The organism is Flavobacterium sp. U410 (genome assembly GCF_053570605.1).
The window spans coordinates 1-13,445 of the sequence record NZ_JBSEFI010000005.1 but is presented as its reverse complement, the minus strand read 5'-3'; the positions used below and the strand labels follow the sequence as shown (position 1 = coordinate 13,445).

Annotated in this window: 6 protein-coding genes; 3 read left to right on the top strand and 3 right to left on the bottom strand. The window is 35.6% G+C overall.

Annotated elements, in window-relative coordinates; translation table 11 throughout:
* Position 1 precedes the first annotated feature (1 nt).
* Both ACUSJC_RS04995 and ade read right to left on the bottom strand, forming a co-directional pair.
* Entirely contained in the window at positions 2-325 is a 324-nt protein-coding gene (locus ACUSJC_RS04995; RefSeq protein WP_449268454.1) for a GIY-YIG nuclease family protein, read from the bottom strand.
* A 64-nt stretch (positions 326-389) separates the two neighbouring features.
* On the bottom strand, positions 390-2,012 hold the full coding sequence (ade, locus tag ACUSJC_RS04990) for an adenine deaminase (RefSeq protein ID WP_449268453.1): 1,623 nt from the start codon (positions 2,010-2,012) through the stop codon (positions 390-392).
* A gap of 180 nt (positions 2,013-2,192) precedes the next feature.
* Between ade and recJ the strand changes: the two genes are divergently transcribed.
* Together recJ and ACUSJC_RS04980 are read left to right on the top strand one after the other, a co-directional pair.
* The gene (recJ, locus tag ACUSJC_RS04985) at positions 2,193-3,893 is read left to right on the top strand and encodes a single-stranded-DNA-specific exonuclease RecJ (protein ID WP_449268452.1); all 1,701 of its coding nucleotides are present in this window, start codon (positions 2,193-2,195) and stop codon (positions 3,891-3,893) included.
* Positions 3,886-5,154 carry an MFS transporter gene (locus ACUSJC_RS04980; RefSeq protein ID WP_449268451.1) on the top strand — a complete coding sequence of 423 codons (1,269 nt, stop codon included), beginning with the start codon at positions 3,886-3,888 and terminating at the stop codon, positions 5,152-5,154. The genes recJ and ACUSJC_RS04980 overlap by 8 nt, the downstream gene beginning before the upstream one ends.
* On the opposite strand, the gene ACUSJC_RS04975 is transcribed toward ACUSJC_RS04980, so the two are convergent.
* On the bottom strand, positions 5,151-5,903 hold the full coding sequence (locus tag ACUSJC_RS04975; RefSeq protein ID WP_449268450.1) for a UDP-2,3-diacylglucosamine diphosphatase: 753 nt from the start codon (positions 5,901-5,903) through the stop codon (positions 5,151-5,153). The two genes, ACUSJC_RS04980 and ACUSJC_RS04975, sit on opposite strands and share 4 nt — an antisense overlap.
* A gap of 163 nt (positions 5,904-6,066) precedes the next feature.
* On the opposite strand from ACUSJC_RS04975, the gene ACUSJC_RS04970 reads away from it, so the two are divergent.
* The coding region (locus ACUSJC_RS04970; RefSeq protein ID WP_449268449.1) for a fibronectin type III domain-containing protein at positions 6,067-13,445 on the top strand (7,379 nt) is incomplete at its 3' end.

Genomic DNA, 13,445 nt, shown 5'->3' with positions numbered 1-13,445 from the left:
TTTATTCAAAATGATGATTTAAAAAATCAAATTTGGGATTAAATTGTCTAATTAAATTAAGTTTTTTCTCTCTTCGCCATTTTTTTAATTCTTTTTCTCGTGCAATAGCTTCCTGGACCCATACAAACTTTTCATAGAAAACTAAAAATTCTAAATTATATTTAGAGGCAAAAGTTTTATTTCCAATTTCAATATTTTCTTTATGTTGGCTAAGTCTTTCTTTAAGATTGTTTGTCATTCCAATATAAAATGTGGATCTATATTTGTTTGTGATGATATAGACATAATACGTGTGAAAGCCTACTTGTGGATTGAATTCATTCATAATGATTTAAATGTTAAATTCTTTATGTGATTTCTCACTACGTTCGAAATGACAAATAGTAAATTTACTCTACTTCCAAATCCACAAAAGAAAACGTATTGCCGCTAAACAATCCTTTATCCGAAAGTTTTAAATCGGGAATTACCAATAACGCCATAAACGAAAGTGTCATAAACGGAGCTTTTAATGAGCTTCCCAATGCTTTCGCCATTTGGTCAATTTCTTGATACAATTTGCCGGTTTCCCAGCCGTCTTTATCGCTAATGATTCCGGCAACAGGAAGTGGTAAAACTTTTTCTTCTGAATCATTTACAGCACAAATTCCACCTTTGTTTTTGATTAATAAATTAACGGCTTTGTAAATTTCTTCATCCGAAGTTCCAACGGCAACTATATTATGACAATCGTGTGCTACCGAACTAGCAATGGCACCTTTTTTTAATCCGAAATTTTTAATAAAAGCGATAGCTGGTGGCGCATCTTGATAACGATTCACAACCGTCATTTTTAAAATATCATCTGAAGTATTGGAAACCAAATTTCCGTCTTGAATTAAAGAGGAATGATGCATTTCATTCGTAATCAATTGGCCTTCTAAAGCTTCAATTACTCTAATTTTCGATGCTGAACTTTTGACTTCAAAAGCTTCCGTTTTTTTGAAAGAAGTATTGAAATTATTCGGTGTTTCAAAATCGACATGAGCTACTTTAGACGTTCCGTTTTCAGCGACCAATTCGCCATTAATATACGTTTGTTGCACTTTAAAATTAACTAAATCTTTTACTACGATAAAATCAGCAAAATCGCCTTCGCGCAAAATTCCGACATTCATATTGTAATGATGAACCGGATTGATACAGGCAGCTTGTAATACTTTAAAAACATCCATTCCTTTGGCAATGGCTCGTGCACAAAGTGCGTTAATGTGGCTGATGATTAAATCGTCTGGGTGTTTGTCATCCGAACAAAACATCATGTTTTCAAAATGTTCAGGTAATAAATCAATTAAGGCTTCAAAGTTTTTAGCAGCACTTCCTTCGCGAATAATCACTTTCATGCCTAAAGACAGTTTTTCGGCAGCTTCTTCATAGGTAAAACATTCGTGATCGGTGGTAATTCCAGCGGAGATATATTTTTTTACAGCATCGCCTCGCAAACCGGGTGCGTGACCGTCTACAGGTTTGTTGAAGTGTTTTGCCCAAGCAATTTTTTTCATCACTTCTTCATCGTCAAACAAAACGCCCGGATAGTTCATCATTTCGGCTAAATAGTGAATATCCGGTGAAGTCAGAAGTTCTTTAATACCTTCTGAATCTATGACTGCGCCCGCGGTTTCAAAAGAAGTTGCCGGAACACAAGATGGCGCTCCAAAGTGAAATTTCAACGGCACTTTTTTGCTGTTTTCAATCATGTAAAAAACGCCTTCGGCTCCTAAAACATTAGCAATTTCATGCGGATCAGAAATGGTGCCTACCGTTCCGTGTAAAACGGCCAATTTTGCAAATTCAGACGGAACTAACATTGAACTTTCGATGTGAATGTGCGCATCGATAAAACCAGGCATAATGTAGCTTTTTACATTATGCTCTTTTTCTATAATGGATTTTATCTTGCCATTTTCAATAGTAACTTCACCCGAATAAATTCGTTTATTTTGTATATCAACTATTTGTCCTTGAATTTGCATCTTTCTTGAATTTATAAATTCAAATGTAACTAAAATCAAAGGAAGACAAAAAAGAATAATCGAATTAAAGTTTTTCTATATACATTTGCAATTATATAAGCCAAAATAATCGAATTCACAATTTCATCTTGAGCGGACGAGAGGCAGAATTCTAATTTCAAAATTCTAAATTTTAAAAGTATGCGTTGGAAGTTAAAATCGAAGCCAAAAAAAGAAAAAGTACAAGCCTTACAAAAAGCACTTCAAGTAGACGAAATCATCGCTACTTTATTGGTTCAGAGAGGGATCGAAACCTTTGAGCAAGCCAAACAATTTTTCCGTCCCACATTAGAAGATTTGCACGATCCATACTTGATGAAAGATATGGATAAAGCAGTGAATCGAATTGAAAGAGCTATTGCAAATGGCGAAAATATTTTAGTTTTCGGAGATTATGATGTCGATGGTACCACTGCCGTTTCACTCGTTTCTTCTTATTTAAAAACAATTACACCCAATGTTGCAACTTATATTCCGGATCGCTATGCTGAAGGTTACGGTGTTTCCTATAAAGGAATTGATTTTGCAGAGGATAATGGATTTTCGTTGATTATTGCTTTAGACTGTGGTATCAAGTCGATTGACCATGTAAAGTATGCTAAAGAAAAAGGAATTGATTTTATAATTTGTGATCATCATCGTCCCGATGAGGTTTTACCGGATGCAGTTGCTGTTTTGGATCCAAAAAGAGAAGATTGTTCGTATCCGTATGACGAATTATGCGGTTGTGGTGTCGGATTTAAATTGGTTCAAGCCCTAGGAAAAAATAGAAATCAAACGACTCAAGATTTAGTTTCGTATTTAGATTTGGTTGCCACTGCCATTGCTGCAGATATTGTTCCGATAACCGGAGAAAATAGAGTATTGGCAAAATCTGGATTGGAAGTTATTAATGCCAATCCAAGACCAGGAATAAAAGCTTTGGTTCAAAATGTAAAAAAGAAAGAATTAACCATTACTGATGTTGTTTTTATCGTTGCGCCACGAATTAACGCGGCAGGAAGAATTCATCATGGTGATTATGCCGTTCGTTTGTTAACCGAATTCAATTTGGAACAAGCGGAAGAAGTTGCGAAGGAAATTGAACAATTCAATTCGGATAGGAAAGATTTAGACAAGCAAATTACAAAAGAAGCTTTACTTCAGATTGAAGAAAATAATGAAGAGAAGTCTTTTTCAACTGTGGTGTATAATGAAAATTGGCACAAAGGTGTCATTGGAATTGTAGCATCTCGTTTGGTTGAAAACTACTATCGTCCGACAATTGTTTTTACGAAAAGTGGTGACAAATTAGCAGCTTCGGCTCGTTCGGTAAAAGATTTTGATATTTATAATGCGTTGGAAGCGTGTTCGGAACATTTAGAACAATTTGGCGGGCATATGTATGCAGCAGGAATGACACTTTTGGAAGAAAACTATCAAAAGTTTAAACAAGCTTTCGAAGAAGTGGTTCAGAATACGTTACATCCTGATTTGCAAATTCCTGAAATAGAATATGATACTGAAATTCAGTTAGATGAAATTACTCCAAAATTGATGCGAATTCTAAAGCAGTTTGAACCTTTTGGTCCACAAAATATGACGCCACTTTTTTTAGTGAAAAAATTAACGGATTCAGGTTATGCTAAAACACTGGGTTCAGAAGAAGACCATTTAAAAGCTTTTGTAAAACAAAATAATTCAGATTCCATTAGTGCAATTGGTTTTGGATTGGGAAGTAAACTCGATTTAGTTAAAAATTTCTCAAAATTTGATGCAATTGTTTCTATTGAAGAAAATGAATGGCGAGATGTTGTAACTTTGCAACTGCAATTACGCGATATCAAACCTACTGATGGCTAAAAAAGACCCTTACGCAGCACTCCGTTTTAAAGAATACCGATTTTTCCTTGCTATGCGATTCGCATTAGTTTTTGCATGGTCGATGCAATTTGTAATTATCGAATGGGAAGTGTATAGTTTAACTAAAAATCCGCTTTCACTTGGTATAATTGGCTTAATGGAAATTATTCCGGCAGTTGCCATGTCACTTTTTGCAGGACATATAGTCGATCAAAATGAAAAGAAAGGTTTGTTGTTGAAAATCCTATTTGGGTTTTCTGTAATTAGTTTGGGTTTATTTTTAATTACAGTTCCAAGTTTAGTAGCTTCATTGTCTAAAAACACGATACTTTTTACTATTTACGGATTGGTTTTCTTAGGTGGAATTGTGCGTTCTTTTATGGGGCCGACAATTTTTTCTTTATTGGCTTTAATTGTTCCTAAAAAAGATTATCCGAATGCTGCAACATGGAGTAGTTCAACTTGGCAATTAGCAGCAATGTTTGGACCCGCTTCTGCAGGATTTTTAATTAGTTGGATTGGCGTGCATTGGTCAATGTGCTTTGTATTTGCTTGTACCTTAGTAGCATTACTTTGGTTAACTAAAATTGAAAAGAAACCTATTTTAAATCCGAAAATTGGTGAACCGGTAATGCAAAGTTTGAAAGAAGGAGTGAAATTTGTTTTTAATAATAAAACAATTTTAGGTGCTATATCTTTAGATATGTTTGCGGTTTTGTTTGGTGGGGCAGTTGCTTTACTTCCGATTTTTGCTCAAGATATTTTGAAAGTAGGCTCTGAAGGTTTTGGAATTTTGCGGGCAGCTCCTGCTGTTGGTTCAATCATAACAATGTTTGCAGCGGCTCATATTCCATTGAATCGAAATGCAGGTAAAAAATTATTGGTTGCCATTACCGTTTTTGGATTAAGCATCATTGTGTTCGGATTGTCTACAATGTTTTGGGTTTCGGTTTTTGCTTTGTTTTTAAGCGGAGTAGCCGATGGTGTTTCGGTAGTTATTAGAAGTACGATTTTACAGTTACACACGCCCGATAATATGCGAGGCCGTGTTTCATCAGTAAATTCAATATTTGTGGGTTCTTCTAATGAATTGGGGGCTTTTGAAAGTGGATTGACTGCAAAATTAATGGGAGTAGTGCCGGCTGTAGTTTTTGGTGGATGTATGACTATAGCGACAGTATTTGGAACAGCTGTTGTTTCGCCTTCATTTAGACAATTGGATTTAGAAAAAGATTTGGAAGAATTGAGTAAAGAAGATTAGTCTTTATACTCTTTTAGTTCGAAATTTTCTCCGTCGAAAACGCCGTAGGTAAAATAACCAATCCAATCACCAAGATTCACATATTTTGATTTTTCGGAAACATCAATAATCATAGGTAAATGTCTGTGACCAAAAACAAAATAATCATAAGGTTTGGTTTCTAATTTTCGCTTTGCATATTGAACTAGCCATTCGTTTTCTTCGCCTAAAAAATGAACATCTTCTTCGCCAGATATCAATTTGTTTTTTACTGAAAGATATTGTGCTAAACGAACGCCCACATCAGGATGCAACCAACGAAACAACCATTTTGAAAAAGGATTGGTGAATACTTTTTTCATTCTTTTATACCCTTTGTCGCCCGGGCCTTTTCCATCACCGTGTCCGATTAAAAACGTTTTTCCATTAAAAGTAAATTCTTTGTTGTCGTGATATACAGGAATGTTTAATTCTTTTTCAAAGTAATCATGCATCCACAAATCGTGATTGCCTACAAAAAAGTAAATCGGAATTCCGGAATCTCTGATTTCTGCTAGTTTTCCAAGAACCCTTACGAAACCTTTAGGAACAACGGTTTTGTATTCAAACCAAAAATCAAATAAATCACCAAGAAGAAAAATAGCCTCTGCTTCTTGTTTAATTTCGTCAAGCCATTTAACAAATTTTTGTTCGCGAGGAAAACTTTTATCAGGAGTTGGAGCTCCAAAATGTTGGTCTGAAGCAAAAAAAATTTTTTTCTGTTTATTCAAGTTTTGTAAGTGTTAATTGTATTTTCTGCAAAAATAAACAAATAATTAATTGCTTATGTCACAAAATTATGGGTAAATGTTAATTTTTGGAAAGATTATTTATTAGTTGGTTTAAATTGTTAAATTTGGCAAATTAATCAAACCATAACAAAAAATTAACATAATGAAAAAACTTTTACTTTTTTTCATGTCTTTGGTCAGCTTTGCTACTTTAGCCCAGCTCCCCGAAGATTTTGAAACTACAGTACCACCATCCGGTTGGGTCTCTTTTGATAACGGGATTGGTACTGCTCAGAGTTGGACTGTAACCCCAGGAGCTGCTTTGGCTTATGGAGGGGTGGGACAATCCGCGTTTGTTAACAGAGAAAATCTAACTCAAGGACAAACTTCAGAAGATTGGTTAGTTACTCCTTTAGTTACTATTCCTGCTGATTATGATTTTCGTTTTTTTACTAGACAAATCATTTCCGGAGATCAAGGGACTGTTTATGAGTTGAGATTGTCTACAACTTCACAAACAGATCCAGCTTCATTTACTGTAATTGAATCTTGGAACGAATTTGAATTGAATTCAACTTACAATGTTTATGAGGAAAAAGTTGTTGATATGTCTGCAAATGTAGGGGATGTATATATAGCGTTTGTTAAAGTGTATACAAAAACAACAACATCTTCAACTGTTTATGGGGATGGATGGTTTATAGATAATTTAAGATTAACTGAAAAATGTTTGGAACCGACAGGATTAAGTACGTCTAATCCGACATCAACGTCAGTTACTTTGAATTGGACACCAAATGGTCCTGCAACACAATGGGAAATAGAAATAATTCCTACTCTCTCTACGCCTACTGGGAGTGGTATTATCGTAAGTGACGATCCTCCTTATACTCATGGCGGTTTGGATCCCGATACAGGATATCTTTTTTATATTAGATCTGTTTGTTCTGATGGAGGAACAAGTGAATGGATTGGGCCTTTGAATTTTTCTACTCTTCCAGAAGGATTGAACTGTGCAAGTTCAATACCAGTAACTGATTTGCCATATATTACTAATGATAATACAGGTAGTTACGGATCAGGTGTTTCTGGTCCTCAGGGAGCTGGTTGTGCAGGAGGCAGTACTAATTACTTAGCAGGGAACGATGTATATTATGCATTTACACCATCTTTTACAGGGGCTGTGACAATTACTTCAACTCCTACTCAGGCTAATTCTTCATTGTTTGTATATGCATCATGTGCTGACGTAGGAATAAGTTGTATGGCAGGTGTTGCTGATAATACAAATAACCCTAGAGAAATAACTGGATTTAATGTTGTGGCAGGTGAGACTTATTATATTGTTATTTCTTCAATAGCTAGTGTTTCTAATGTTGATTATACTTTAGAGATTCAACAAGAGAATTGTCCTAGACCAGATAATTTATTTGCAAATAACATAGATATGACTTCTGCAGATTTATCTTGGGGTGAATTAGGTTCAGCTACTTCTTGGGAAGTAATAGTTCAAACTGCAGGGGGAGGGATACCAACGATTGCTGGAGCGCAAACAAATAATAATACGGCTTACAATGTTACGACAGAAACTGTTTCTGGAGCGCCTTTGACTTCCGGAACAGTATATGAATTTTGGGTGCGATCTGATTGTGGAGATGGAACATTTAGTGGCTGGGCAGGACCTTTTACTTTTACGACTAGTATTTGTGATTTGGCCGATAAATGTGCTTATACTTTTAGAATGACAGATTCTGGATCTAATGGATGGCAAGGAAATACAATGAATGTAATTCAGAATGGAGTTGTTGTGGCAACTTTAGGTGCTACCTTTACTTCTGGTGCTGGTCCTGTTGATGTTGTGGTGCTTTTATGTAATAATATTCCTTTTGAATTGTTTTGGAATTCAGGAGGGACTAGTCCTAATCAAGTAGGGATTTCAATTTTAGATCCTACATCAAGTCAGATATTCAGTATGCCTTCAAATAGTAGTGCCCTTCAGAATACTACTTTGTATACAAATATGGTATCTTGTACACCTGCTTCGTGTCAACAGCCAACAAACGTTACTCTTGTGAGTACAAATTCAAGTTCTGCAACTGTTTCTTGGTCTGATAATACAGGTGGAGGAGCAACTCAATGGCAGGTAATAGCTTTACCGGCGGGGTCTCCTTATCCAACTGGAACTACTTTTGCTTTAAGCGGAATAGCAACTACTACAAATTATACTTTAACAGGGTTATCCTCTGTAACTACTTATGATATATGGGTAAGAGCAATTTGTTCTACAACTACAGATCCTAACGATCCTGCTTTCGATGCCAGTAATTGGTCAGGTCCTGCTGAGGCTCAAACAACACCTGATTATTGTGCAGGAGATCATTTTTATGATACAGGAGGGCCAACAGGAAACTATGGGAATAATGAGACGGTAGTGACGACTATTTGTCCTGAAGATGCAGGAGATGTTGTTACAGCTATATTTAATACATTTAATCTCCAAAGTGGAGATAATTTGACAGTGTTTAATGGAGCTACAACAGCATCACCAGTGCTTGCAACATTGACAGGAAGTAGTTTACCTAATGACTTTACATCAACAGCACCTACTGGATGTTTGACATTCAGGTTTACTTCAAATGGATCAGGAACTAGCTCAGGATGGGATGCTACAATTATTTGTGCTACACCACCCTCTTGTCCTCAGCCAATAAATTTAATTGTTTCCGGAGTAAATGCTCATGAGGCTACAGCATCTTGGACAGAACAAGGAACTGCAACACAATGGGAGGTTATTATCTTACCTGCAGGTTCTCCAAGTCCGCTTCCTACAGATACTGGAATTATTGTGAATGCTACTTCTTATACTTTTCCAAGTTTGGACTCAGTAACTTCTTATGATGTTCATGTTAGAGCGATTTGTCCTTCAGGAACAGATGTAAGTTTGTGGTCTAATCAAGCAACTTTTACAACAATACCTGATTATTGTGCGGGAGATCATTTTTATGATACAGGTGGAGCTACTGGAAACTATGCGAGTAATGAAAACACGGTGACCACTATTTGTCCTGCTAACCCGGGAGAGGTGGTAACGGTTATATTTAATACTTTTGATTTAGAACCTTTAACTTTTGGAGGGGAAGATATCTTAAATGTTTATAACGGAAATTCAACTACCGGAACATTAATAGGTTCTTTTTCAGGTACTAGTATTCCTCCTGTAATGACTTCTAGTGATCTAACAGGTTGTTTAACTTTTGAATTTGTTTCAGATGATAATACTACTGTAGGAGCAGGTTGGGATGCTACAATCACTTGTGGACCACCACCATCTTGTCCTACACCTATTGGTTTAACTGTTTCGGGTAGTGGGAATGGTCCAATCAATTTAAGTTGGCAAGAAACAGGAACTGCAACACAATGGGAAGTAGTGTATCAAGAAGTTGGTACAGGTTTACCTCCAACAGGTACAAGTGTCATTGTAAATTCAACAAATGTAACTCTCGACATTCCGGTAGGTTTCTATGAGGTATATGTTAGAGCTATTTGTAGCGATACTGAAGTAAGTGATTGGAATGTACAATCAAGCATATTTTATGTTATTACTGGACTTGCTTGTTCTGAGGTTGAAATTGATACTCCAAATAATAATGGTGTAATTGATGTTTGTCCTAATGATAATTGCGTGGATTTATCAGCTACTTATTTTCAATCTAAGACTACTGAAACTTATACAGTTGAGTCGATAGCTTATGAGCCAGTATTTCCTTTAGGGTTTTTAGGAGAAGGGCTTTCATATCAATTTGATTTTGGAGATCCTAATTCTAGTGATGACAGATGGTCTGGAGATATTAATTTACCATTTGATTTTTGTTTTTTTGGTGCTAAGTATGATTTTCTTAGTGTTTCCACTAATGGATTAATAAGTTTTCAACATACACAGCCTGGAGATTTCAGTACTTGGTCTTTTAGTCAAACTATACCTAATGTTAATTTTCCTATACGAAATGCTATTTATGGTGTTTATCAAGATATTGATCCAAGACCAAGTGTGACTCCAAATGCGGATATTAATTATGCTATTTACGGTGAAGCACCTTGTAGAGTTTTTGTATTTAATGTTAATGGTGTCAATCAATATAATTGTGAGGGCTCAACAGGACCTCAAACGAGTCAAATTGTATTGTATGAATCAAGTAATGTAATTGATATATATGTACAGCGAAGAGTACCTTGTACAGGATGGCAAGGTGGTGTTGGTGTTATAGGTATACAAAATGCAGCAGGAACAGTTGCATTTACGCCTCCGGGTAGAAATACTGGTTCTTGGACAACAACAAACGAAGCATGGCGTTTTACACCAAACGGAACTTCTACAGTAGATTTTGCGTGGTATATGAATGATGAGTTCTATAGCTCAGATGCAGATATTACAGTTTGTGTAACAGAGGATGCAACTTTTACTGCTCAGGCAACTTATACAGATTGTGATGGAGTGGCTTCTGTATTGCTTAAAACAGTAGAGATTCATTATAATGAAGATGATGTACCGGCATTTTCTCTTCCTTCTCCTCTTTGTTCAGGGGAACCTAATCCAACTTTGGATACTACTTCAGCAAATGGAGTTACTGGTTCTTGGACCTTAGGAGGAAATCCTGTGACAGAGATAGATACATCAATGCCTGCAGGAATTTATGATTATGTGTTTACACCTGATCCAAGTTATTTATGTATAGCTCCGGTAACATATCAGGTACAAATTTTAGGAGATTGTACGTATAATGCTTATGCAACTGCAGTTTATTTAGAGAACTGTGAAACTGTAACCCCAGGAGAGTTCTTTAATGTGACAGGAGGTTCTACTGATGCTATAGGTCCGATTTCAAATGTGTTTACTAATAACAATTATGGAACATATGTTCAAAATTCTGGAAATCTACTTTTAAAAGGAGCTCAATTAAAATCCTTTAAAGGAACTGCATCAAATGTATGTGCTGCAAATATGTATTACAGAATTTATGAAGCATCTACGACTCCAGGGACATTTAGTGTAGTTAATCTAAATTTACTTGATACTTGTGCTTCAGGAACGTTCCCTTCAGGCGGAACATGTGATGAAGGTGATCAGAAGTGGGAAGATTTGGCTCAAAGTGTTGATTTAACTCAAAATGCTCCGGGAAGTTATATCGTTGAAGTGTATTTTGAATTAGAAGGAAATGCAACAGATCCTTCTGGTTGTGGAGAATTTGAATTAGTTAACAATAATGGTAATAACTATATAGCTAATTTTAGAATTCAATCTGTGCCAACATTTACTCATACAGATGAACAATGTGATACTTCAAATGGTACAATAACAATATCAGGTTTCCCTAATGGAGAAGAAATAGGTGTAACTTATGATTATAATGACGGGACAACAACTACAACTGTTGGTTCGGTTAATTACCCAGTAAACGGTAGTGGAGAAGTTATTTTAACGGGATTAAACGATGGAACTTATAGTAATTTTGAATTGTTTATAAATGGATGTACTTATAATTATCCTGCCCCTGTAATAATCTCTAATTATACATTAGCAGTTAATAATATTTCAAGTTTGCCAATTTGTGTAGGAGAAGATGCAGTATTTGTTATTGACGCAACTCCTAATACAAATGTAAGATATACAATAAATGGAGGTACAGTATTAACAGTACCTATAGGAGCTGATGGTCTAGGAACTATCACTGTTCCTTCTCCGGCAGTAGGTACTATTAATTTAGCTCTATCGAATATATATAATTCAGTTTGTAATATTTTAGTTTCAAATACAGCAGCAGTGATAGTAAATCCACTGCCTACAGCTAGCATTTCATCGAATCTGTTTGCTTGTATAGGAAGTGATGCAGTATTTACAATAACAGGTACTCCTGATTCAGAAGTTGTTTATACGATTAATGGGGGAGCAAACGAATCTGTTATGTTAGATGTAACTGGAAATTATACATTGAATGTTCCTTCTACAGTAGACGTGCAAGTCACTTTAGTGAATATAACTAATACTGTGACTGGTTGTACAAATACTATTTCAGGACAGATTGCTAATGTGGCAATTGTTACAGTTCCTGTAGCTGAAGTAGAAATTACACAACCTACTTGTTCTGTTCCTACAGGTACAATAGAAGTGACGTCTCCTTTAATTTCTCAAATTAATTATCCTGGAGATTTATTTATATCTGAGATAACGAACAGTCAGCCAGGATATCTAAGTTATATAGAAATATATAATGCTACAGGAGCAACTGTTGATTTATCTAATTATAAAATTAAGATATATCTTAATGGAAGCACTACTGCTACTTGTGATTTAGCTTTAAGTGGCACTTTAGTAAATGATGATATTGTTGTAATCAGATATGGTACAAGACCTGATGAAGGTGGTGTTGTGGCAGATTTATCGTTCCCAAGCTGTACAGCTTCTGTAAATAATAACGATAGAATTGCTTTAGCTACTATTACAGATGTGGAGATTGATGTTTGGGGAACTCCTGATGGTAGTGTTTTTACACCAGGTATTGGTTATAATTATCAAAGAGTTGATGTAGGAACAACTTTACCTTCAGTAACTTGGGATCCTGCTGATTGGATTCTTACAGATTGGGGTAATCCGACTTCTACAGCTGGAGATTATACTAATGTAGGGGTATATACATTATATGCTGCAAATTATGAGTATATATTAAATGATGGAACTACAACAACGACTCAAGCAACAACTACATTTGGTAACGTTTCTCAAGGAGATTATACCTTAGTTGTTTATGATGCAGGAACGAATTGTTATTCAGAGCCTTTAGATATTACAATTAATGTTCCAACGGGAGATACTCCTATAACAACATTTAGTTATACAACCCCTGTATGTGAAGATAATGCTAATTTATTGCCAGATACATCTACAACAGGATTTACACCAAATGGAGAATTTACTGTTATTCCAGCAGTAGGACTAGATATTAATAGTATTACAGGTGAAATTAATGTTGTAAATAGTGATCCTGGAACATATACAATTACATATTCTGTCTTAGCTTCTTCATGTATGAGTGCTGGTAGTTCAGATTTTGAAATAACGATTAATTCAGAGAGTCCTGTAACATTTGCACCAATAGAGTTGTGTGCAGGAGATGTAGTTAATAATTCATTGCCATCAACAGGAGGTATTTCCGGAACTTGGACACAAGGAGGTAACCCGGTATCAGCTATAGATACTTCTGTTATAGGAATGTTTACATATGACTTTACTCCTGATGCTGGTCAATGTGCTACCTTAGGAACTTTAGATGTCACAATTACAGATAAATTAGCTGTTTCTTTTGAAGGAGTAGAGATTTGTGCCAATGCGACTTTAGAGTTTCCATTAGAATCTTATGAAGGATATATACTGACAGGAACTTGGAGTCCATCAGAAATAACAAATAGCGTAACGGGTACATATATTTATACATTTACTCCTGATGATATTTGTTATGGATCAGGAACATTTACTGTAGATGTAATTGC